Here is a 25269-nt window from a genome sequence, read left to right on the forward strand (position 1 = left end):
AAACAGAAACTTTCTAATTAATATCGTTATATTTGCCCTCCATAACAGATACTTATGATAATATCATCTCAATGAAACTACCAAACAGTACGCAAATAACATAGAAATCACTTAAAACAACTAAACTTAAGACTTCAATTCATAATGCGCTTTCCCTTACTATTAGTATTTTGCCTTTTGTTATTCGTAAATACATTGCATGCTAAATCATCTCTTAGCGAGCTTCGAACACAAATTAATAACAGTTCTAAGAGTGAAAAGGCTAAGCTTTATTTGAAATTATCTGATCATTATTACTATGCGAATAATAATGACAGTGCCCTTTATTATGCCAAAGAAGCTCTTCTTGTATCAAAATTAAACAAGAATGATCAGTTGATGCTTGAATCATATATTGAACTTTATTACAACTACTTGCTTACTTCAAATTCGAAAGAAGTAAGACATTCTTTATACAATGCGAAAAAATTAGCTTATAAAATTTCAGATACCACTCAGATTTGTGATATTCTTTTAAATTTAGGTGCTTTCTATTCTGAAAACAGCAAATTTGACAGTGCTATTATTCATTACAATGAATCTAGAAGACTGAGTGATCTTATTGATTACAAAACAAATACTATTCAAACGCTAATTGGCATAGGGGAAGTATATTATGAAAGAGGTGATTTTGAAAATGCTTTAAATAATTACTTAGAAGCATCTAAGTATTCCGAAGCAATAAAAGACAATGATATAAAGCTTAGTTTACTTATTGATATGGGTAATATTTATGGTGATGATAATCAAATAGAAAAAGCAAAATCTTATTACAATCAAGCAAAAGAACTTTCAGAAACAATTAATGATAAAGAAACATTATCTACTATTTACAACAATCTGGCAACCCTTTACCAAGAGGAAAAAAATTACACAAAAGCACAAATTTATTTCGAAAAAAGTCTTGAAATTGAACAAAGTAAAGGCTATAAAGATGGTATCGCTATAACCCTAAATAATATTGGAGAGAATTATTTCCTATTGAAAGATTACGAGAATGCCATTATTTTTCTACGCGAATCATTAACTACCCACAGGCATCTAAAATTAGAAACCGAAATAATTTACAACTTAGAAGTTTTAACTCAAATACACTTAGCAACCGGAAATTACAAACAAGCTATTAAATGTTTGAACGAAGGAATTACTTTAAGTAAAAAACTTAAAATTAAAGGGAAAAGATCCGATCTATTGAAATTATTAGCAGAATACTATAACAAGATAGGAAATAACAAAAAGGCCTACTCTTCAATGTTAGCCTTTAATGCTCTTAAAGATAGTGTAAGGAATGACGCAAAATCTACCAAAATTGCCCAACTTCAAGCAAAATTTGAAGCCGTAAAAAAAGAAAAGGAAAATGAGATTCTAAGAGTGAAAAATCAGATTACTCAAGATAAGCTTGAACAAGAGAAAACAAAATCTAACTTCCTTTACATATTTTCCATCTTGGCTCTTTTTGTAATAATTCTAATAGTCACTCTATTTCGATCAAAGATCAATACTCATAATAAAATGAAGCGTGTTTATGGTCTACTTGAAGATTCAAACTCCAAGTTAAAAATCATGAATACTACAAAGGATAAATTCTTTTCAATTATTGCTCATGATTTAAGATCACCTTTTAATGCCATCTTGGGATTTTCAGAACTGATCAAAAATGAAGTGAAAAGTGGGAAAGACCTAAAGACAATAGAAGATTACAATGCCAATATAAATGAATCGGCAAAGAGTTTGTTTACTTTACTTGAAAATCTATTGCAATGGGCAAATGATCAACGTGGAGTACTCGAATTTACTCCCATTCAAATTGATTTGTACGAATTAATTCAATCTAATCTTACGATTTTCAAATTGAAAGCCACTGATAAATCAATAAAATTATTTTCCGATATAAAACCCAACACTGTGGCTTTCGGTGATGTAAATATGGTAAATACCATTATTCGAAACCTAATTAGTAATGCCTTAAAATTCACTAATGAAAATGGTGAAATATTTCTATCTACAATATCAGATGGTAATTTCATTTATCTTTCTGTTAAAGACACCGGCATAGGAATCAGTAAAAACGATCAGGATAAACTATTCCGATTAGATGGCAATTTCACAACGATGGGTACCAAAGATGAATCAGGAAGTGGATTAGGTCTGATACTATGCAAAGAATTTGTCAAGAAAAACGGCGGTAAAATTTGGGTTGAAAGTGAAGAAAATAAAGGCAGTAAATTTATTTTCTCCTTAAAATCGGCCTAAATTCTTTTTAATATGATATCAAAAGTCAATTTCTACAACAGAACTTGGCCTTTTTTTTTTGATGTTCACAATAAGAACTTATATTTGCAGGCTTAACGCATTTACATGGAATTTATTAGTATTATATTTCTCGCACTTGGCTTATCTGTAGATTCCTTTGCTGCTTCGGTTTGCAGTGGATTAGCCATTAAAAAGATTCATTTCCTTCAGGCAGTTAAAATTGCTTTTTTTCTTGCCTTATTTCAAGGAGGAATGCCAATAATAGGCTGGTTTACAGGATCGGAATTAAAAGATTTGATTAAAGATTACGATCATTGGATTGCCTTTATCTTACTGGCAGGTTTAGGAAGTAAAATGATTTACGAAAGTATAAACTGCAAAGAAAAAGATGCATCTTTCAATCCGCTAAAATTAATCGTTTTGTTAGGCATTTCAATAGCTACAAGTATTGATGCTTTAGTGGTAGGATTAAGTCTTGCTATTATTGATGTTGCTATTTGGTTTCCTGCAATTGTAATTGGTATCATAACTTTTGTTGTTTCGATGCTGGGGATGTTGCTAGGTAAAAAAATTGGCAGGAAAATGAGCAGGAAATTCGAAATAATTGGTGGCGTCGTTCTAATTCTTATTGGATTACGAATTCTCATTGATCATCTGTTTTTTCAATTTTAAATTTTCCCATTTTCCTTCAACTCACTTACCAGTAAACTTACTGCTTTTACTCCCTTTGCCATTGATGGTGCTGAAATTGTAGCACCGGAAATTCCATCAATATCTTTTCCAAATTCCATTTCCTCGCCTTTTACCTTTCCAATAAACTGCTTCAACCACGATTTAGCCATGATCTCACCACCGTAGGAAGATCTATAAATTAAGACTACAACTTTTTGAATTTCCAGTTTTTCATTAAAAACAACCATGTAATCGAAAAAATCATTCCTTCCTTTTGATGATGCAAAACATGCAAACCCAATTGATTTATCAGCACTTTTTAGTGTACTCAAATGCAAATTTCTTAGCCCGTCACCATTGACAGTATTCAAATTTAGATTTTCAATATCATCCATTGTAAAATCTTCAACAGTAAATATTTTTCGAACTTCTTTATCAATTTTTTTCTGTACGGATTTAGGAAAGCTACTAGCCATTGCGCCAAACGTTCCACTCATCAAAACTAAAATAACTACCAGCTGAATAATATCTCTCAATCTTTTCATCAATAAATCTCCTTTATGTAAAAACTTCAAAGCAAAATGAAAACCCAGATTGCTTTGAAGTACAATAGTTTAAATTGCTTTTGACTTAGAACCAAACGCCTACACCAAAATTTACAAAATTCTTTTTCACATCATTACCGTCTTTTGACATTTGATAATCAGCTTTAACAACTGCACCCTTTGCCAAATGATAACTTACTCCCAAAAACACTTCTTCCCGATCGTAAGCTTTATTTGCTACCATATTACCTGCCACTTTGTGATGAGTGTTGTAATTTTCGTAGCGCACAAACGGAACTAAAGCCTGCTCTTTGCCATGCAATAAATCGTATCCTGCCTCTAAGTAATAACCCTGCATTTGCTTTCCAAGATCCTTACCTGTTTTGTCATTGTATTCAGCTACATCACTAATAAAAGAATGTATGTACTGACCCTTTAATTGCAAAGCGTTCACTTTGTAACGCACATCCATTCCAAACATACTGATTCCAACACGAGTTGAATCTGCTACAGCCTCAGCAAAATCATCATTCTTATCCAATCCATTGAACGCAGATGATTGAGTTTTACCGAAATATCCAGCCACACCAATATTTAAACCTTTCACGCCATAGTAATCAACTTTAGCTGATAATGAAGGTGATGTAAAAGTAGATTCGGCACCTTTCTGGCGGCCTTTTCTAAATCCATCGGAACCTCGAAGTACTCCTCCATCATTGTAACCATTAAATCCATTCATTACATACAATTGGTACTTTAAAGGAAATGAAGGCATACGTCCGCTAACTCCAACACCAATTTCTCGCCATGTAGTAGGAACAATTTTATTATCTACACTTGGACGCTCAACACCATTAAAAGTAGTTGGCTCGTGATATTCATTTACAATTCCCATTGGCACCAACATTAAACCTGCTCTCAAATTCGTATTTGGACGAACATTATAGTTTAAAAATGCCTGCTCAACGTACAATTCCTTTACATGTTCATATTCAATTTCAGTTACAAATGATGTTTTATCATTGAATTGATAACCAAAAAACAATACCATTCTATGAACATCCATATTCCCATTGTAGCGGGTATTACCGCTAACTTGTTGATTGTAGTGAATCTCACCGTATCCCCCAATACTTAATTTCTCATCTTTAGCTCTTTCTAAAATAGTCGTCCCAATACTTTTAGTCTCCTGAGCATCCTGTGCTTTAGTTGTATAAAAAGCAGCAATCATCGCCACAAATAGTAATCCTTTTTTCATCAGTTTAAAACAATTAGGTTTTAGTTTCATTGCTCAAATCATGAGCATTATTTCATCGGCTAAATTAAACTAAGACTAAATAAACAGAAATACCTACATGTTGGTATTTTTAGACTGTCAGCTCTTTTATTACTGATATACCTGATATACTTATCCAAATATTTTAATACTTTTGAGTCTGAATATGCTCCGAATTCGCTATTTACTTAAAGCATTTCGGTTACTAAGAGAAGCTCAACTATGGAATATATCAATCAGTTCTTTATCGATTTTATAGATATCTTAAATGAGATGTCCCCTTACCTAATGCTAGGTTTTTTATTTGCAGGAATCTTGAAAGTAGCTTTCCCTCAGAAATTTATCGACAAATATTTAGGTCCAAAAAATGGAAAATCCGTTTTATATGCCGCACTTCTTGGCATTCCTCTCCCCTTGTGCTCTTGCGGAGTTATCCCTACCGGCATTTCATTTTACAAGAGCGGTGCATCCAAGGGATCATCGGTTTCTTTTTTGATTTCAACACCCCAAACTGGTGTCGACTCTATTTTAGTAACTTACTCGCTATTGGGCTTGCCTTTTGCAATTATTCGCCCATTTATAGCCTTACTAACCGGGCTGTTTGGTGGACTGCTCACCAATTATTTTGATAAAGATGAAAAGCCAATACCTGAAATAAGTACAGAATCTTGTTGTTCAAGCGAAAAAGAATCGGACTGTGGATGTGATGAAGATTGTAATACCGATTCGACAAAGAAAAGATCACCAATTTACACCATGTTTAAATATGCTTTTGTAGATTTCCTGCAAGACATTTCGAAGTGGTTGATTATTGGACTTTTATTGGCTGCTGTAATTTCAGTGCTAATTCCTGACGATTTTTTCTCAAGTTATATTGGAAATGATTTTATTGGAATGCTGGTAATTCTTGTCGCATCTATTCCTCTTTACATTTGCGCAACTTCATCGGTTCCCGTAGCAGCCATTTTAATGATGAAAGGTATTTCTCCAGGTGCCGCCTTGGTATTCCTGATGGCGGGTCCGGCGACCAATGCAGCTACCATCACAGTACTAAATAAAGTTCTAGGTAAAAAAACAATGTGGTCTTACTTAATTTCAATTATTTTGGGTGCATTGCTTTTCGGACTATTAATTGATAATGTATTTCCAAGGGAATGGTTCACTATTGGACCTTTGCATGATCACATGGGAGCACATGAAGGACATTGGATGCTTCCTAAATGGCTTCAGTGGGGAAGCAGTATTTCATTAGTTCTACTGATAATTAATGGCTATTTCCAAAAGTATATTTCCGGAAAAAGTGAACCTAAAGCTGTTGAAACCAATACAATTAGTAATGAAAAATTAGTTACTGTAAATGGAATGAGCTGTAATCACTGTAAAAACAGTGTGGAAAAACACATTGGAGCTATAAAAAATGTTGCTGTTGCCGAAGTAAATCTAGAGCAAAAACTTTTACGAATAAAAGGTGAAAACATCAGCTTAAAAATCATTAAAAAAGAAATCGAAAGTCTTGGTTTTGAATTTGGAGGAGAAGTAAAAAAGGATTAAAAAATCACTTTCAATAAGCAAAAATTCCTTTTACAAGGATTACGCGTGCAAACTTTGCTTAAAAAAGTCTCTATTTTGGATCTATCATAGTCTAATTTCAGCAATTCCTTAAAAATCCCTTACTTGTTCTTCAACACACTTGGCGATTTTTACCCATTTTCACCTATTTTCGATATTCTCTTAAAAAATAGCGGCTACACGGTTAGATTAACTCATCCTAATGCGTTGACCTATAGTGGTCTGTGACGATACTGCAAGGTGCTTATTTATGATCGTCACATACAGACATCTTTATATTTAATTACTTGAAAACTTCGAAATTTTGATTACTTTTAAATGTTCTACAACACATCCCTGTTGTACATTATTCTTTTTGGGGAAATATTTCTCTAACTATCAGAAGGATTAGTTGATTAAAAACAAAGCTGTTACAGGCTTTTAAACGAAGACCAAAATATGATCAAGAAGATTTCAAAAGTCCTTGTTGCAAATCGAGGAGAAATTGCTCTGCGTGTCATGCGCTCATGTAGGGAATTGGGAATTCTTTCTGTTGCTGTTTACTCCGATGTGGACCGAACCTCTATGCATGTTCGATATGCGGATCAGGCCATTCACATTGGACCGGCAACATCAGCAGAAAGTTATTTGAATATTGACAAAATTATAGACGCGGCCAAACGTGTAAAAGCAGATGCCATTCATCCGGGTTATGGTTTTTTAAGCGAAAATGCTGAATTCTCCAGACGCTGTGAGAAAGAAGGAATCATTTTCATAGGTCCAACTCCTGAAGTAATTGGGACGATGGGAGACAAAATAACCGCTCGCAAAACCATGATTACAAGCGGTGTACCTGTAGTTCCCGGCACTAAAGAAAACCTTAAGGATGAATCTACAATACTTAAAACAGTTCGTGAAATTGGTTTGCCCGTAATGATTAAAGCCTCGGCTGGTGGTGGCGGAAAAGGAATGCGAATGATCGACAAAGAAGAGAACATTCTGGAAGGACTAAGAGCGGCCAAATCGGAAGCCATGGCCTCCTTTGGTGATGATGCTGTCTATATCGAAAAATACATTTCGTCTCCACATCACATCGAGTTTCAAATCTTAGGTGATAAACACGGGAATGTAATTCATCTCTGCGAAAGAGAATGTTCGGTTCAGCGGCGACATCAGAAAGTTGTAGAGGAAACTCCTTCTCCGCTAATGACCCCTGAATTAAGAGCGCAAATGGGTGAGCATGCAGTTGCTGCTGCAAAGGCTGTTAATTATCACGGTGCTGGCACCATCGAGTTTTTAGTAGACAATGACCACAACTACTACTTCCTCGAAATGAATACCCGATTACAAGTAGAGCATCCTATCACCGAAAGGGTAACCGGATACGATCTTGTGAAACAGCAAATTTTAATTGCTGAAGGTCATGAATTAAAAATAAAGCAAGAAGATGTTTTTCAGTTTGGACATGCAATCGAATGCAGAATTTATGCTGAAGATACCGACAACAATTTCATGCCGAGTCCTGGCGTGATTACCCACATTACCGAACCAATGGGACTTGGTGTTCGAACAGATGGCTACGTTTATGAAGGATATGAAATTCCAATTCACTACGACCCTATGATCTCCAAACTAATTGTTTGGGCAAGAACAAGAGAAGAAGCAATCGAAAGAATGCGCCGAGCTCTATATGAATACAAAATTACCGGTGTAAAAACATCAATCAAATACCTGGAAAAAATCATGGATTGTCCCGACTTTAGAAACGGAACGTATAATACTCACTTTATTCAAGACAACGAAGATTTTCTTCTGGCTCCTGATGAAGCAAAGCAATCTTTTGAAGATCTCGCCATAGTTACTGCCTTTATCGACTATCACCGCAAACTTAAAAACACTCAAATTAGTTCTAACTCAGCAACACACAGTAAGTGGAAAGAATTTGGACGCAGAAGAGGAATGTTTAGAGCAAGTGAAAATTAAAGGATAAACAAAAAAATAATAAGATGGCAATAGAAATAAAATTAGGAGAACGCTTGGCAAAAGTCGAACTTCTTGCCGAAGATGGAAATCAGATCAAAATAATGGTCGATTCCAAGGAATATGATCTGGACATGCATCAGGTTGAAAATGGAGTTTACTCTGTACTGTATAAAGGCCGTTCGTATAATGTGGAATTAATTGAAACCGAATCACATAAAAAGTATTCGGTCAACACTTTCTATCATTCTTATGATGCAGAAATTATTGATGCAGAAACAAAATATCTGCAAGCTAGAAATTCTGGTAATCTGGAAGCTGCAGAGAGTACAATTACTTCACCAATGCCAGGAAAAGTTGTAAAAATTCCCGTTGAATTGGGTAGCGAAGTCAAAAAGGGAGATACCGTAATTATTGTATCAGCCATGAAGATGGAAAGTGAATACAAAGCCATGAAAGATGGTATTGTAAAAGAAATCTTTGTTCGTGAAGAAGATATCATTGACGGAAATCAACCATTAGTGTTTATTGACTAAGACAAATAGGTTAAATTTTTAATAACAACCTGTTACCCATATTTTTAATCAAAAACGAATTTGGATAACAAAAACAGTTACAAGAAATGTTGACACTTGAAGACAAAATCAAAAAATTTGAAGAATTAAATAAAGCCGCCGAAGCAGGTGGTGGTGCAGATAGAATTGCCAAACATCACGCTGATGGCAAAAAAACTGCCAGAGAAAGAATCATGGATCTTTTAGATCCCGAAACTTTTACAGAAGTTGATAAGATGGTGACACATCGTTCCACCGATTTTGGCATGGAAAAAAACAAAATACCTGGTGATGGAGTGGTTTGTGGCTACGGTAAAATTGATAGCCGACTGGTATATGTTTTCGCTCAGGACTTCACTGTTTTTGGTGGGTCGTTGAGTAGCGCCAACGCTGATAAAATTGTTAAAATCACAAAACTAGCCATGAAAATGGGAGCTCCCATTATTGGTTTGAATGATTCCGGTGGCGCACGAATTCAGGAAGGTGTGCAGAGTTTAGCTGGTTATGCTGATATTTTCTATCAAAATGTTAGAGGATCAGGTGTAATTCCGCAGATTTCTGCTATTATGGGTCCTTGTGCCGGTGGTGCTGTCTACTCTCCCGCTCTTACTGATTTTATAATGATGGTAAAGGATACAAGCTACATGTTTGTTACCGGACCAGATGTAATAAAAACAGTAACTCACGAGGAAGTTACCAAAGAAGAACTGGGAGGAGCAATAACTCACAATTCTAAAAGTGGTGTTGCTCATTTCACTGCGGATAACGACGAACAAGCCATGATGATGCTTCGTGAACTGATTAGCTTTCTTCCTTCTAATAATATGGAAGATCCGCCAATAAAGCCTTGTACCGATAATATTCATCGTGAAGATGAGAAGCTTCAGACAATGGTTCCTGTTGATCCAAACAAACCATACAATATTAAAGATATTATTGAGACCGTGGTTGATGATCACAACTTTTTTGAAGTAATGCCATTGTATGCTCAAAACATATGCATTGGTTTTGCCAGACTAGGTGGAAAACCGGTAGGAATTGTAGCAAATAATCCAGCGTTTATGGCTGGTGTTTTAGATATCAACAGTTCGGTTAAGGCCGCTAGGTTTGTGCGTTTTTGCGATGCTTTCAATATTCCATTAATCACTTTCGTGGATGTTCCAGGATTTCTGCCAGGTACAGCTCAGGAATTTGGTGGAATTATTAAGCATGGTGCGAAACTATTATATGCTTTTGCAGAAGCTACGGTTCCAAAAATCACTTTGATTACACGTAAAGCATACGGTGGTGCATATGATGTAATGGCTTCGAAACACATTGGAGCGGATATCAATTATTCCTATCCAACGGGCGAAATTGCCGTTATGGGTGCCGAAGGTGCTGTGAATATTATGAACAAAGGACTCACCGAATCGGAAAGAGCAGCTGCCATTGAAGATTACCGTGATAAGTTTGCAAATCCATACAAAGCTGCTGAATTGGGATATATCGATGAAATTATTCAGCCTAAACAAACCCGTTATAAATTGATTCAGGCTTTGGATATGTGTGCCAATAAGAGCGAACAAAACCCACCTAAAAAACATGGTAATATACCATTATAAAAAAGGATTAAACGACTCATGAAAAGGAAGCACAGCAATATTGGCTGTGCTTTTTCTTTCCCAATGTATTCATAAATTGAATTAAACACAATTAATAAAATCAGGCAAAGAACTAAAAACCTTACTGAATATTTTTCTGAATTCTGATGATCTGTGTTAGAGAAGCTTTGTATGGCACCATATCGTAACCAATAAAATATATAAATCCACGCTTGCCACACTCTCATCATCAGAGCAAACGATTGTGGTCAATGACGAAAACAATTTCGACATGATAAATATTGAGCTACGTAAATTAAACACAAAAAGCTAAGATATAAATAACTCTCCTAAATCAGCGATTTCGTAAATTAGATAGAAATTAACTATTTAACCCAGAAGCTATGGATATTAAAAATGAAGAACTTAGAGATGTTTGTGTTGAAGCATTAGATTGTCTAAATAAGCCAGGAAACGGAGCATACGATGAATTAAAATCAAAATTAGAGTACGTTATTGGTAGCTATAACTACGATAAAAACCCTGTTGGTCTATTCGAAATTGGTCACCTTGCCCTTGCTGCTCTCGAAGAAATTAGTGCTGATAAACCACGCAAAGTAAAAAAAGTACTTCTGAAAAATTTAAAAGAAAGCTTACTTCAAAAAGTTGAAGCTTAAAAAAAATTAATTAAAAAGAGCTTGTCCAATTATGAACAAGCTCTTTTCCATTTCTCCTCCTTTAAAAACGATATTCTGCTTTTTGCAATTCCTTTACAGAATTTATTAGTTGATTTGGATCCAATTATTTTGCCATAAATTAATAGATCTTCACTCGAATCTCTTTAGCCTTTTTGGTATCCATTCTATCAAAGGAATATCCTCCAGCCACATCCTTGAATGTTTCCTATTCAAAATGGATTATTTGAGAAATCAAGCTAATAAAAAAACGTTTACTAAACAGAATTTAGGCATTAGAGGTAAACGTTAAATATTATCGGTGCTCTACACCTATTGGCATGTGTACATTGAGTACAGAGTACCCTAATATTTGTAGTATGGAAGTTTTTTAATAAAGGCAGGTTTAGATCACCCAAATATTTGTAGCAATTCTGATTACGAATACATTGAGCTGCAGAGCACCGAGAATATTTGTAGTACCAAAACTTGTTTGTGAAAGAAGGTGCGAAGCACTGTAATATCAATTTAGCATCAACTACGCCAATTCCAATCGAAATATTTTGGTTGTAGCCTTGGTGATCTTGAAGCGGTCATCCATGCGATGACCAACAACCCACACAATTTTACTGCCCGAAATCAATAACCAAGTGTCTTCCTTATCCTGCATAGAGAATTTTTGATCGATGAAGAAATCGGAAATCTTCTTCTTACCCTTCATGCCAATTGGACGAAAAGAATCCCCTTCTTTCCATTTTCTTAAAATTAGCGGGAACTTAAGAAGATTCGAATCTAAACATGCAATTTTCTGATCAGTGGGAAATTTAAATCCTGTTGTTCTATCCAATTTTGAAATTTTTATTTCAAGAGGTATTTTTAGCAGGCTATCCTCCTCAGCGATAGAATATTCATTTTTATTGCTTTCCGAAATCTCAGTAAGAATTAAATACTCCCGGTCGCGAAGCAATTGATGTGTTGCCGAATAAAATAACTTCCCCGAAATTCCATGAATAGATTCTGCAATCTGACGAACATCACGATGATGAAAACCATATGGAGATAAAAGCTCGAACAAATTAGAAACAGGGGCAAGCAACTCTTTAAGTTTTGGAATTGATATCAACAATTGATTCTCCCGAGTAAAAACCAAATGCAAGCGGTTCTCTTCAATAACCAGGTTGTAAATCTGCTCAACTTCACGAAAGCGTTGAACATTCTCCGTCATAGTAGTACGAATGGCCGGATTTATCTCCTCCAAAACAGGCATTATCTGATGACGGATTTTATTCCGAACATAATCGGTTTCGGCGTTCGTAGAATCCTCTCTAAACTCAATCGAATTCTCTTTTGCATATTTTAGCAATTGCTTACGAGGAAATGGCAGTAGCGGACGAACAATCTTCCCTAACTTCGATTTGATTCCTGATAAGCCATGAATACCCGTTCCCCGAGCCAAATTAATAAGCACCGTTTCGGCCACATCATCGGCATGGTGACCTATGGCAATATACTTGTAATCAAAAGCTTCTCTTAAATCTTCAAACCACTTGTAACGAAGATCCCGAGCAGCCATTTCAATAGAAATTTTATTCTCTGCAGCGTATGTTTTAGTGTCAAAATCTTTTGAATAAAAAGGCAGGCCCTTCTCCCTTGCCAAATTCTTTACAAATTCAAAATCACCATCCGATTCATCGCTTCGCAAATGAAAATTACAATGCGCTACTCCACATTCAACCTCCATTTCGCAAAGAAGATTGAGCAAAACAACGGAGTCTACTCCACCGCTTACCGTAACCAATATTTTTTCATCACGGTAAAATAATTTTTCTTCTTCTACAAAACGGACAATTTTACGCAGCATTAATTAAGAGTTAATGATTTAATATGAGTTTTGAATTACAAGGATTTAAAGTTAAGAAATCCCTTACTCTTTTAGCACTTTCATTATGGCTTTTGCTTTTAACATGCATTCCTCATATTCCTTTTCAGGATTTGACTGCATGGTAATAGCCCCACCCACCATAAAAGACAAATAATGATTCATAGCGTTATACTGAATACTTCGAATTACCACATTAAAATCAAAATCTCCATCGGGTGTAATATAACCAACTGCACCTGAAAATAGTCCTCGCTTAGTCGATTCATATTTCTCAATCAATTTCATGGCCCTAACTTTTGGTGCTCCGGTCATCGATCCCATAGGAAAAGTCTGACGAATTGCCTCTATAAAATGAATACCTTCTTTCAATTCAGAAACTACAGTTGATATCATTTGGTGCACCTGCGGGAATGAATAGATACCACATAATTCCTCCACAATAACCGAATTCTTCTCTGCTGTTCGCGATAAATCGTTACGAACCAAATCTACGATCATGATATTCTCTGCTCTTTCCTTCGGATCAGAAAACAAACTCTCTTTAATCAGCTTGTCTTCCTCCTCGTTAGCTCCTCGCTTTGCAGTCCCTTTTATGGGTTGCGATATAATTTTTTGTCCCACCTTTTTAAGGTATCGTTCCGGACTAGCCGATAACAAATACTTCTCGCCCATGCGGTAAAAACAGGAATATGGCGTTGGCGAAACCTTCATTAATTTCCGAAATGTTTGCCTTGGCGGGATATAGGTATCCTCAGCATAAAATTCCTGACAAAAATTCACTTCATAGATATCACCTCTGCGGATGTGCTCTTTCAATTGCTGAATCGCTTTTAAATACTCATCTGTGCTGATTTTTAATTGAATCTCCGAAACAGCAACATCTTTCTCTTTCGGTACAGTAAAATGCTGGATATTCTTTACCAAATTATAAATATCCTCTTCGGTAAATTCCTCATCGTAATAATGAACTAATAAAGTATCTACATCTAAGAGGAAAACCCACCGAGGACGGAAAAAATTCATTTCCGGCATGCATAAGCGATCCTGATTTTTAGAAGTAAGCTTCTCAATCTCATTTTTAAGATCGTAGCCGAAATAACCAAACCACCAATCTTTTGCTGAATCGACCTCCGCTTTTAAAGCGTCGAAACAATTTTGCACAGGCTCAATAATCTGAAGGGCATCAATACCAGCAACCAACTCGTAAGTATTGTACTCCATTTTCGAGTTCGCCTTTTGATTCACCTCATGACTATCGAGAATACTAACGTATTGAAACTTCTTGCTCCAAAACAGTAACTGCTCCTTAAATTTCGATGTATCGGATATGTGGAAAGTAAGCCTTTTTCGCATGGCGCAAATTTAAGGAAAAGATACATAGATTCGCATCTATCCTGCAAAATAGACGAAATATTAAAATACGATATGAAGTGAATATTAATTTTAGGATACCTTCCCTGAACTATATATGATCATTTTGTTTGAATGGCTTATCTGAAACTCATAGAAGACATTTTGTTCGTTGGACTTAATATCTGAAATTCAGTCAATTTTTTTTTATTCTATTTCAGAATAAAACGCCAATTACTCCTTTTTTTGAACAAAGGAAAAGCCTTTATCCTGATCTCCCAAAACCTGAATTTCAAGTTTCGTTTTAGTAACTTTTTTGTATTGATTTTTTTTAGGAAAGTCGTGCTTCTTGTTTTCAAATGAGAAACAAGAATTATCCGACTCGTTCAAGACAAATGAAACGGAAACGCCTTCATTCTGATCAGGAACAGTAGCCTGATAAACAATTGAACCACCCTCTATTTTAATACGAAGAGTTTCAGTAATATTCTTTTGTCCGTCAACCAGCTTGTATGCAAATCCTGTTAATTCTGAGCTGCCAACCCGCTCCCACACCTCAAATTTTTCTTTTCCTTCTACTTTCCAAGTCCCTTCTAGGAAATAGAGTTTGGAAAGTTCGTTTGAAGTACAACAAATGCAGATTAAGCTAAAAAAAAGACACTTACAGCTTTCATCCTAATCAATTTTGAGATAATTCTGGATCAGGAGATAAGTTTGGATCTCCTTACTAATCATGCATAAATTGTAGTCAAGCGAAAAGGGAAGTATTTTACATTTGTCCCTTTGTTATCATTTTTTTCTCGGTCCCGATCCTTATCGGGAGCTCAAATAGTTTAGCCCGGGGTAAATGAGCACAGCGAATGCCACCCTGGGATATTAATGTGGCAGTAAGTACCGGCGCAGGTAAAGATAACATTTGGAAAGCAATTCGAGTTTGCGTCGGAATAGCAAAAGGCTTTCCCTCACAGCTTGAAAAATTGAAATCCGAACCTTAGGACAGTCCCAATAATTAGTGAGTCAAAACTTGTTTTTAGGATGGTTTCGAATGTTACCAATTTTCAATAAATGGAGTAAATCTCATTGTTTTTTGCTTGTCCTTTAGCCAGACGGGCTTCTACTTTTTCCTTAGATGAAAAAGTAGACAAAAAATCATTGACAACGTCCTCAATCACCCGTTACTAGTTCGATTGCTAAACAAAAAGAACTCGCTACGCTCAAACAGCTTTTTGTTCTTAACGCTCTCTTCACTAAACGGGTCCCGATCTCCGGACTCAATGTCAAATCTACATCCTCGAAGAATTGCGATTTTGCATATTCATGAACTAAAAAATAGCTAATTCAAATCTCAGACCCAACTTTTACCGGTGATCCTTAATTATTACTCCATTTTCACAACTAAATCATCAACGGAACCATATTCAATCAGAGTTTTAAAATCGGTATACTCAATAATTTTAGAATTATTTTCTGCAACCACCTCATCTATCATACTCTTTGTAGCCAATCCACTAACAAGAACTCGACTATCAGTATTTACATAAACGAAAATACAGTTACTCACATGATCTGCACTAAATTTAGGCAATGAATCACCCACAAACACGATTAAATTCAGCATCTTATCCTCGAAGATATATTTCTTTCTCGAATAGTTTTTTTTAGTTCGCTTATCCCAATCAAATTTCCGAAGACCTATCAGATTCTCAAAAGCATATTCTGAAAATATATCATTTCGTAAACTACTATAATATAAATCACCCTCCACTCTATCCCTCAATTTACCCATGTCTGCTAAATCAAGATGCTTTAATGCTATCAATTGAATATTGGCTTCAATATATTTAGGGATATTCACTCTTTTAAAATAAACCAATTGATTTATAAGTACTTTATTCATCCTAATAAAAATTCAATATAAGTATTCGTTTTCATTGTGTCTATTTCAGCAATAAACCTATGAATTAAAAAAGTATAGTTCTCAAAAATTTAAAATGGTGTCTATTTCTCATCAACAAGTCTTAGTTGGAACATTTCATTTCCCCAATAATTTACACTTATTAATTGATTTGAAATCATCCTGTTTTCTTGAATAACCTGATCACAAGATACGAAAAAATAGTTGCTTTCAGCCTGAATATTGACGACCCCGCTGATTCATTGAGTCAATCCTAAAATATTTTAAAATAAAAAAGGCAACCGTATGGTTGCCTTTACATCTAACTATTTTTGCTTAAGCTAAATTTTTACAATTACTCTACCGCGACTCTTCTTTGCCAACATCAAGTCGATGTAAATATCTAAATTCTCTAAAGAAGATTCAATAACCTGCTCATTATTATTGTACTCATTCCACTCGGCAGCCAACTTGTCCCAAACTTTTTGGCGCAACTCCATTGGGCATTTTTGAGAATCGATGCCAATTAGACTAATTCCATTTAGAATAAAAGGATACATGGTCATTGCCAAATCTCCCGAACCAACATTACCACAACAGGTCACATTCCCCATTGGCTTACAAGCTTTAAGAAGAGTATGCAAAGTATTTCCACCAATTACATCAATGGCTCCGGCCCATAATGGTCGCAACAAGGGTCTGCCCGATTGATCGTCGGTAATTTCACTGCTAATACGACTAGCAACGCCTAATTCGTGTAATTCATCTTCACCACCACTTTTCTCGAAAGTAGCTGCAATTACTTCAAAGCCTAAACTAGCCAATATACTAATAGCAATACTACCTACTCCACCAAGAGCGCCTGTAACAACTACTGGCCCCATCTCTGGAGTTTGTCCGGCTGCAAGCAATCTATATACCGATAAGGCTGCAGTAAATCCGGCAGTACCGTAAATCATGGCTTGTCTCAAACTCAAATCCTTTGGCAAGGCAACTACCCATGCTTCCGGCACTCGAATGTATTCAGCAAAACCACCATCGCTATTCATGCCCAAATCGTAGCTGGTCACAATCACTTGGTCGCCCACTTTAAATTTATCACTTTCCGAATGCTCCACAACTCCGGCAGCATCAATACCTGGTGTATGAGGGTATTTTCTTGTTACTCCCTTGTTTCCGGTAACCGAAAGTGCATCTTTAAAATTCAAAGAAGAATACTTCACTTTCACAATTACATCTCCTTCCGGAAGATCTTCGATTTTCCGTTTTTCAATTCTTCTAATAAATTTTCCATCTTCTTCGTAAATACGAAGTGCTTTAAATTCTGCTTTAGTATCCATATCTTATCCTAATTTAATTCTTATCTTGCAACGAAGCTACAAGCTTTTTAGTTAAGAATCAAGAACTTACACTTTGGTTGGCTACTAACATTTTGTTCGGAATTACTGATTATCAACACGTAAAAAACTTTTTTATTTTGAAAAAAGGAGATTGTCCCATCGATACATTCATCAATTACGTTAAGGGAAAGCGAAAAGCAACCATCATTTTGCATTTGATGCAGGGTACCAAACGATACAATGAATTAGTGAAACTGTTACCAGATATCAGCGATCGAATGCTCAGTAAAAATCTAAAAGAATTAGAAGAAGATGGTTTGGTGATCCGTAAGCTTTATCCTGAAGTTCCGCCTAAGGTTGAATACAGCCTTACCGATTTGGGAAAAGAGATTCATCCGATTTTAAAAGCCATGTTTCTAGGTGGTCGGATTTTTGAAAGATTAACGGAAGAATAACCCATTAATTTACACAATCGATTTTAGTTAATTTTAATCTAAAATTTGCTGGCAAACTGGAATTTCTATTGGCAAAATGCTCTCGGCGACCAGAGTTGACCAAAACCACGCGGCAAAATGTAGCCTACTAATTTATCAAATCGATATTATACCTATAATCACCAAATAAAAAAAGGCAATCAACCGATTGCCTTTATTTTTATATGATGACTGAATTATTGCTTGGAAATCAGTTCTACAATTTTTAGAATCACCTCTACCGATTTTTCCATCGATTCTACGGGAACGTATTCGAATCTTCCGTGAAAGTTATGACCTCCAGCAAAAATATTCGGACAAGGCAAACCCATATAGGATAAGCGACTTCCATCGGTTCCGCCACGAATTGGGATAATCATTGGCTCAACTCCAACTTGTTTCATTGCCTCCTCAGCAATATCTACAATGTATTTTACCGGCACAATTTTTTCGCGCATGTTGTAATACTGATTGGTTATTTCAAGGCTTACACTTCCCTCTCCATATTTCTCACAGAATTCATCGCAAAGAGATTGTACAAATTGTTTCCTCTCCTCATACTTATCCATGTCAAAATCACGAATAATGTATTGAAGATTCGAATTCTCCACACTTCCCGACATCGAAATCAGATGATAGAATCCCTCATATCCTTCCGTTTTTTCAGGCACTTCGTCTTTTGGTAAACGAGTCAAAAACTCATTGGCAATCAACATCGAGTTAATCATTTTGTCTTTTGCCATTCCTGGATGAACATTGCGACCCTTAAAGCTAATTTTTGCAAATGCAGCATTGAAATTCTCATACTGCAACTCTCCAATTTCACCACCATCAAGCGTGTAGGCAAAATCAGCTCCAAATTTCTTCACATTAAAGAAATCAGCTCCTTTTCCAATTTCCTCATCAGGTGTAAAGCCAATATGAACAGCACCGTGTTTTATTTCCGGATGATTGGATAAATATTCAATTGCAGTCATGATTTCGGCAACACCGGCTTTATCATCTGATCCTAAAAGAGTAGTTCCATCGGTGGTAATTATCGTTTGACCTTTGTATTGTTTTAGCTCTGGAAAATCAACCACTTTCATTACAATGTTCTGTTCCTTATTCAAAAGAATATCATTACCATCATAATTCTCCCAAAACTGAGGCTTCACATGTTTTCCCGAAAAATCAGGACTGGTATCCATATGAGCTACAAAACCAACCGTAGGTACTTTATGATCCAAATTGGATGGAAGCACAGCCATAACATATCCATTCTCATCAAGACTGACATTCTCCAATCCCATTTCTTCCAATTGCTTGGTCAATTCTTCAGCCAAAATCATCTGACCTGGAGTACTGGGAGTTAATCCTGTTTCTGTATCCGATTCGGTATTAAACTTTACGTATTGTATAAACTTATCTATTAAGGTACTCATATCTAGTTTTGTATTTAATTGATGCATAAATAAACACTTCACAAACCTATGTGGTGAAACGTTGCAATATTACTAAAATGATACTATAAAATGAATTTGGCTGGGAGTTTCTTATCTGCAATTTCAGAACTAAAACTCATTTAAATATCATCAGATTTAAATTGAAAACCCAATCGTTTTCCTGTTGGAATTCTTGCATTCTCAATTTTTTCGAACATTTGACCTACCGACATAATTTTCACAGTATCGTATGGAGGAACCAATAAATCGAAATTTAAGGAGTAATTAATAGCTGTTTCAACAATATTACGCAAATTATCATGATCGGCAGTAGAAAGCGATAAATCGGTTTGCAGTAAGCCCAATTGTCTTTTCCCTTCAACAATATAATGTTTCTCACGATTAATGAAAATACGGGCAACCAAATAACCTAAATCCTCATAACGAGTGTATTTAAAAGAATCTGCTAAAAAATTATAAACATTAATAATGCCCGAGTAAGCATTATCAGGATTTGTTTTCACGTAAGATTGCTTCCATACATTATGATCTCTATTAAACTGAAATACATTGGTATGCAAACTAAATACTAAAATATCAGATGCAATCTTAATTTGATATTCGAATTCTCCTTTGTCTTCAAAAGACAATAAAACATTTTCATCAACCTCTCCCAATTCATTATTATACTCAGCGATTAAGCTCTGAACCACCTTTCGTAAATCTTCAAATATTTCCTTGGTGTTTTTACAAACAACTTGCTTTAAAGAAGCTTTGTCCATAATTGTTGCTAGAATTGCGGCTTTTGTATTTAATATATTCATTGATTGTTTGTTTAAATATGAAAAGTAAATATACAAAAAAACAGCCATCAGAAAACTGATGACTGTTTGATAACATTAAAAAAATTTACTTTTATGTTAGTATGATTTTGCAAAAACAACTCGCTGCAGCGAAGGCTTCCCTGTTACCATACAAACCCCTTCTTCACCGTCTCCTTCAAAAGGAATACAACGAATAGTTGCTTTAGTCTCAGCTTGAATTTTCGCCTCTGTTTCAGCTGTTCCGTCCCAATGAGCCAGAAAAAATCCGGTTTTGCTTTCCAATAGTTCTTTAAACTCATCGTAAGTGTCAACCTTAGTCGTTTTTTCGGCTCTAAAATCCAAAGCTTTTTGAAAGATTGAATTCTGAATCTCTACCATTAAATTTTCAATTACATCTTCTACTCCTTCAATCGAAACTGTTTCTTTTGTTAAAGTATCACGACGAGCTAACTCAACGGTTCCATTCTCTAAATCGCGAGCTCCAATTGCCAAACGAACAGGAACACCCTTTAGTTCATATTGAGCAAATTTCCATCCTGGCTTGCGGTTATCGCTATCATCAAATTTCACTGAAATACCTTTGGCTTTCAATTTTGCGACAAGAGGATCTATCACTTCTGCAATTTTCGCTAATTCTTCATCTTTGCGATAAATAGGAATAATAACAACCTGAATTGGAGCCAATTTCGGAGGCAATACCAATCCATTATCATCGGAATGAGCCATTACCAAAGCACCCATCAAGCGAGTGGAAACTCCCCATGAACTTGCCCAAACATAATCTTCTTTGCCTTCTTTATTGGTGAATTTCACATCAAATGCTTTTGCAAAATTCTGACCTAAGAAGTGAGATGTTCCAGCCTGAAGAGCTTTTCCATCCTGCATTAAGGCTTCAATGCAGTAGGTATCTAATGCTCCCGCAAAACGTTCCGATTCAGACTTATGTCCTTTCAATACAGGAACTCCCATCCACTGTTCAGCAAATTCACCGTATATATCAACCATTTGTTTGGTCTCAACTAATGCTTCTTCTTTGGTAGCATGCGCTGTATGACCTTCCTGCCACAAAAATTCAGCTGTACGCAAGAACAAACGGGTACGCATTTCCCAACGCATAACATTCGCCCATTGATTAATGAGAATTGGTAAATCGCGATACGACTGGATCCAATTTTTATAAGTACTCCAAATAATCGTTTCAGAAGTAGGTCGAATAATTAACTCTTCTTCCAATTTCGCATCCGGATCAACAATTAAACCCTTTCCGTTCGGATCATTTTTTAAACGGTAATGAGTTACTACTGCGCATTCCTTTGCAAAGCCTTCCACATGATCAGCTTCCTTACTCAAAAATGATTTTGGAATTAAAAGAGGGAAATATGCATTTTGATGACCGGTATCCTTGAACATTTGATCCAATTGTGCCTGCATCTTTTCCCAAATAGCGTAGCCATAAGGTTTGATAATCATACATCCTCTTACCGGAGAGTTTTCTGCTAAATCTGCCTTGATCACCAGATCATTATACCATTGCGAATAATTTTCGCTTCTACTGGTTAAAACTTTTGCCATTATATATCGTTTTGGTATGGTATTTGCTACTTTTAGGGTAGTAATAATTCCTTACAAAAGTAAGGAATAATCTTAGATAATTCATTATTGGAGGACACACGATGAAAACCTATTTTAAAATTCTATTAATTTCTGCTCTTTTCGCAACTAGTTGCTCCCCATCTTATATGGGAACAGCGGTTTACGAAGATGATCTGTATTATAATCCCAACGAGGCTCCTTTATTAGTTCAAAAAGTTGAAGCCAAATCCCCAGCCGTGAAAAAAAGCAATGCTTTAGCTCCGGCAAATGCAACTCAATCTTCAACAAAAACCATTCCAAATACTGGAACGGAAGCACTTGAGGATCGTAATTTTGATGCATTGCAACAAAAATACACTGATATATTAAATGATGAGTCGATTGGTAGTGTTGATACTTTGATTTACGAAGGTGATTCGGGTTACTACTTGGGTGAATTTACAGGTTCCGACCGAGATCAGGAAGAAGCTCAACGTTTACGGGACATGTATCCTCAGGGATTTGGTTACTACGATAACAGTGGTTACAATACTGCTATGTGGTTAGCCGGAGATTCTGACTGGAATGTTTACGTGGATGGAAACAATGTATGGTGGACACCTACCTGGACTAATTATCGCTTTTACAATGACTATAATTTTTCATCTACGAGATACGGCAGAACATTTGCTTACAACTCTCCATACGGAAACTATGGCTATAATTCCTATTCGGGATTTAACATGGGCTTTGGTGATAGCTGGTATTGGGATTTAAATTTCGGATGGGGATTCTCGAATCACTACTACGGAAGTTACTATCCATATTACGGACACCATGGTCATCATGGCTATTATGGACATAACGGATATAACAATGATAACTATGCTTCAAGATATAACGGAAAAAGAAGATCCAATAACTATAAAGCAGGAACAGTAACAAATGCGTCTGCTACCGGAAGGACAAATGCTACTTCGGCATCAACCCGTAGATCATCCGCTTCAAGTACAAAAGCGGGTGCGGTTAGTACAAGCAGAAGAACAACAAGCTCTACTGCTGATGACATTAGGAGAAGTAATGCAGCCGCCCGTTATAGCTCTGGAAATGGAAACTCATACGGAACAAGACGAACTGTACTAAATGGGACTTCGGGAAGAAGATCCACTTACGGAAGCACTCCCACCACAGGAACGAGAACTAACACAAGGAGTAATTATTCGAACGGGACTACGAATCGAACAAATACGAATGGCTATTCTAACACTCGCAGGAGTTCGTCTCCTAGTTACAACAAACCACAAACGAATACGCGACCTTCTTATAACCGATCATCAAATTCGGGTAATTCAAATTATTCAAAATCGGCAACCAGATCTTCCTATTCTAAAGTGAAAAGCACTTCGTCTAAACCAACATACCGATCTGGTTCTTCCAGCTCTAGCTCTAGGTCAAATTACAGTGGTACAAGAAGATCGTCGGGATCGTCGGGAACAACAAGATCATCGGTTCGTTCTTCCAGAAGCAGTTCAGGATCATCAGGTAGCTCTACGAGATCATCAAGTGGAAGTTCAAGATCATCAAGCGGTAGTTCCAAGTCAAGTAACTCAGGAAGTACAAAAAGAAGATAAAATTTAATCACCGGAGTTTTGTCCTCCACACTCCGGTGGATATAACAGAAATAACTAAAACGAAATTTACAATTACCTAAATCTGATATCACTTTTCAACTCACTTACTTAGAGAATGGATAGTTGCAATTTTTATCAGAATAACATGAGACATTTAAAAATACATTTTTATGAAACGATATACTTTTTTGCTCATCTTGTCCCTAATAGCAGGAACTTCATATTCTCAAAGTGTAGATAATGCACTAAAATATTCGAGACAAGAGTTTAGTGGAACCGCACGTTCAACCGCAATGGGAGGAGCTTTTGGAGCCTTAGGCGGCGACTTTTCAAGTCTAAGTATCAATCCTGGTGGTATTGGTGTTTACCGAAGTTCTGAATTTACGTTTACTCCTTCGATTGAATATACTGAATCAAAAAACAGCGGGTTCTCAGAGGACAAGTACAGTTTTACCATGGGAAATGTTGGCTATGTAGCAACTTTTATTCCTAGAATGGCACCTGAAAAAGGATGGCAAAATTTCAACTTTGGAATTGGATACAATCGAATTGCAAATTTCAATCGCGAAGGTTATTTATTCAATTTAAATTCAGGAACATCATTGCTTGACAGATGGGCCAGCCTGGCATCCGGTGAATCCGACGAACTTTACCCTTTTGAAGAAAAACTTGCTTACGATACTTACCTTATCAACATTAATGATGAAGGGAACTACCAAGCTGTTCTTTTTGAGGGAGATCGTATGGATCAACAAAAACGTATTGACGAGAAAGGATACATTGGTGAATACGTATTATCTTTTGGTGCCAACTATGGACACAAACTGTATTTAGGTGCTACTGTTGGTATTCAAGATTTATACCATAAGTCAACAACATCATATTCCGAATTTTCTCTTATGGATAACATTACATCCTTGAACGAATTTACCTTTAATGAATACATGACGACATCTGGTGTTGGTGTTAATCTGAAATTTGGAGCAATTTATAAAGTGACAAACAGTTTACGATTGGGTGCAGCAATTCACACACCTACATTTTATAATCTTGAAGAGAAATATTACACATCGCTAAGTTCTACATTTGAACCTAGTATTCCTGATGGATTTCCGGAAGACGGAGAAGCGACTCATAGTTATTATTCAGCAGACATTAATAACAAGGACCTGACAGCAATAGCAAATTATGATTTTGAAACTCCTTTCAGAACAATTCTAAGTGCGGCCTATCTATTTGGAAAGAAAGCTATTCTTAGTGTAGATTATGAAATGATTGACTACTCGAATACCGAATTTAATGATAGTGATGTTAGTGATTCAATGGAGGATAATCAAAAAATTGCTGACACATACCAATCAACATCTAACTTAAGAATTGGTGCTGAATATCGTATAACCCCTAACTTCAGTTTACGAGGTGGATATGCTAAAATTGGTGATCCTTACAAGAGTGCTGTTAATGAAGGTTACGACACTTACTCAGGAGGTTTTGGAATTAAACAAAATAACTTCTTTTTCGATATGGCATACCAATACAAAGAATACAATGAAGATTTCGTAATGTATGATGGTAGTGTTGATGATTTCGTTAGATTGAACAATACAAACCATCAGGTTCGAATGACCTTTGGATTTAAATTTTAAGAACACTACTACTATATTTAAAAAGGAGATTGCTATTAAAGCAATCTCCTTTTTTATTACAAAAAAATGGCTGAAACAATCGTCTCACCCATTTAGTAATCCATCGAGT

General features: G+C 35.9%; 20 protein-coding genes. 10 read left to right on the top strand and 10 right to left on the bottom strand.

Translation table 11 applies throughout. The features are described from left to right. The first annotated feature begins 177 nt into the window (after positions 1–177). Together ALGA_RS03095 and ALGA_RS03100 are read left to right on the top strand one after the other, a co-directional pair. Entirely contained in the window at positions 178–2292 is a 2115-nt protein-coding gene (locus ALGA_RS03095) for a tetratricopeptide repeat-containing sensor histidine kinase (RefSeq protein ID WP_162845377.1), read from the top strand. 105 nt (positions 2293–2397) lie between these two features. Next, positions 2398–2964, top strand: a complete 567-nt coding sequence (locus ALGA_RS03100; protein WP_096427910.1) for a manganese efflux pump MntP — start codon at positions 2398–2400, stop codon at positions 2962–2964. Here ALGA_RS03100 and ALGA_RS03105 read toward each other — a convergent pair. Together ALGA_RS03105 and ALGA_RS03110 are read right to left on the bottom strand one after the other, a co-directional pair. Next, complete coding sequence (locus tag ALGA_RS03105; protein ID WP_096427912.1) at positions 2961–3509, bottom strand: FMN-binding protein; 549 nt, start codon at positions 3507–3509, stop codon at positions 2961–2963. The two genes, ALGA_RS03100 and ALGA_RS03105, sit on opposite strands and share 4 nt — an antisense overlap. An 85-nt stretch (positions 3510–3594) precedes the next feature. After that, positions 3595–4767, bottom strand: a complete 1173-nt coding sequence (locus ALGA_RS03110; RefSeq protein WP_096427914.1) for a hypothetical protein — start codon at positions 4765–4767, stop codon at positions 3595–3597. Positions 4768–5007: 240 nt separating this feature from the next. On the opposite strand from ALGA_RS03110, the gene ALGA_RS03115 reads away from it, so the two are divergent. From ALGA_RS03115 to ALGA_RS03135, 5 genes are all read left to right on the top strand, one after another. After that, a complete protein-coding gene (locus ALGA_RS03115) occupies positions 5008–6336 on the top strand; it encodes an SO_0444 family Cu/Zn efflux transporter (RefSeq protein WP_096427916.1) in 1329 nt (442 codons plus the stop codon). Positions 6337–6792: 456 nt separating this feature from the next. Then, positions 6793–8316 (top strand): acetyl-CoA carboxylase biotin carboxylase subunit, encoded by a 1524-nt coding sequence (gene accC, locus ALGA_RS03120; RefSeq protein ID WP_096427918.1) that lies wholly within the window; start codon positions 6793–6795, stop codon positions 8314–8316. A 23-nt stretch (positions 8317–8339) separates the two neighbouring features. Beyond that, on the top strand, positions 8340–8849 hold the full coding sequence (locus tag ALGA_RS03125) for a biotin/lipoyl-containing protein (protein ID WP_096427920.1): 510 nt from the start codon (positions 8340–8342) through the stop codon (positions 8847–8849). A gap of 86 nt (positions 8850–8935) precedes the next feature. Then, positions 8936–10471, top strand: a complete 1536-nt coding sequence (locus ALGA_RS03130; RefSeq protein ID WP_197705688.1) for an acyl-CoA carboxylase subunit beta — start codon at positions 8936–8938, stop codon at positions 10469–10471. Positions 10472–10854: 383 nt separating this feature from the next. Further along, positions 10855–11127 carry a hypothetical protein gene (locus ALGA_RS03135; RefSeq protein ID WP_096427921.1) on the top strand — a complete coding sequence of 91 codons (273 nt, stop codon included), beginning with the start codon at positions 10855–10857 and terminating at the stop codon, positions 11125–11127. A 535-nt stretch (positions 11128–11662) separates the two neighbouring features. Here the strand turns inward: ALGA_RS03135 and tilS are convergent. The 5 genes from tilS to ALGA_RS03160 all read right to left on the bottom strand — a co-directional run bounded on the left by tilS (position 11663) and on the right by ALGA_RS03160 (position 17590). Continuing rightward, positions 11663–12985, bottom strand: coding sequence for a tRNA lysidine(34) synthetase TilS (gene tilS / locus ALGA_RS03140; RefSeq protein ID WP_096427923.1), 1323 nt, complete (start codon positions 12983–12985; stop codon positions 11663–11665). A 63-nt stretch (positions 12986–13048) separates the two neighbouring features. Then, a complete protein-coding gene (gene pabB / locus ALGA_RS03145; protein ID WP_096427925.1) occupies positions 13049–14359 on the bottom strand; it encodes an aminodeoxychorismate synthase component I in 1311 nt (436 codons plus the stop codon). Positions 14360–14590: 231 nt separating this feature from the next. Continuing rightward, positions 14591–14998: a DUF6265 family protein gene (locus ALGA_RS03150; RefSeq protein ID WP_317044271.1), complete on the bottom strand. Its 408-nt coding sequence runs from the start codon at positions 14996–14998 to the stop codon at positions 14591–14593. Positions 14999–15734: 736 nt separating this feature from the next. Next, positions 15735–16253, bottom strand: coding sequence for a hypothetical protein (locus tag ALGA_RS03155; protein ID WP_096427929.1), 519 nt, complete (start codon positions 16251–16253; stop codon positions 15735–15737). Positions 16254–16591: 338 nt separating this feature from the next. After that, positions 16592–17590 (bottom strand): YhdH/YhfP family quinone oxidoreductase, encoded by a 999-nt coding sequence (locus ALGA_RS03160; protein ID WP_096427930.1) that lies wholly within the window; start codon positions 17588–17590, stop codon positions 16592–16594. 137 nt (positions 17591–17727) lie between these two features. Between ALGA_RS03160 and ALGA_RS03165 the strand changes: the two genes are divergently transcribed. Beyond that, positions 17728–18045 carry a winged helix-turn-helix transcriptional regulator gene (locus ALGA_RS03165; protein ID WP_096433364.1) on the top strand — a complete coding sequence of 106 codons (318 nt, stop codon included), beginning with the start codon at positions 17728–17730 and terminating at the stop codon, positions 18043–18045. Between the two features lie 215 nt (positions 18046–18260). Here ALGA_RS03165 and pepT read toward each other — a convergent pair whose 3' ends face one another. From pepT to proS, 3 genes are all read right to left on the bottom strand, one after another. Next, positions 18261–19487 (bottom strand): peptidase T, encoded by a 1227-nt coding sequence (gene pepT / locus ALGA_RS03170; RefSeq protein ID WP_096427932.1) that lies wholly within the window; start codon positions 19485–19487, stop codon positions 18261–18263. Between the two features lie 140 nt (positions 19488–19627). After that, positions 19628–20311 (bottom strand): hypothetical protein, encoded by a 684-nt coding sequence (locus ALGA_RS03175; RefSeq protein WP_096433366.1) that lies wholly within the window; start codon positions 20309–20311, stop codon positions 19628–19630. 96 nt (positions 20312–20407) lie between these two features. Further along, a complete protein-coding gene (gene proS / locus ALGA_RS03180) occupies positions 20408–21883 on the bottom strand; it encodes a proline--tRNA ligase (RefSeq protein WP_096427934.1) in 1476 nt (491 codons plus the stop codon). 101 nt (positions 21884–21984) lie between these two features. Here proS and ALGA_RS03185 point away from each other — a divergent pair, with 101 nt between their 5' ends. Beyond that, positions 21985–23514 carry a hypothetical protein gene (locus tag ALGA_RS03185; RefSeq protein ID WP_145957562.1) on the top strand — a complete coding sequence of 510 codons (1530 nt, stop codon included), beginning with the start codon at positions 21985–21987 and terminating at the stop codon, positions 23512–23514. 170 nt (positions 23515–23684) lie between these two features. After that, positions 23685–25160: an OmpP1/FadL family transporter gene (locus tag ALGA_RS03190; protein ID WP_096427937.1), complete on the top strand. Its 1476-nt coding sequence runs from the start codon at positions 23685–23687 to the stop codon at positions 25158–25160. Positions 25161–25269 lie beyond the last annotated feature (109 nt).

The organism is Labilibaculum antarcticum (assembly GCF_002356295.1).
Taxonomy (GTDB): Bacteria; Bacteroidota; Bacteroidia; order Bacteroidales; family Marinifilaceae; genus Labilibaculum; species Labilibaculum antarcticum.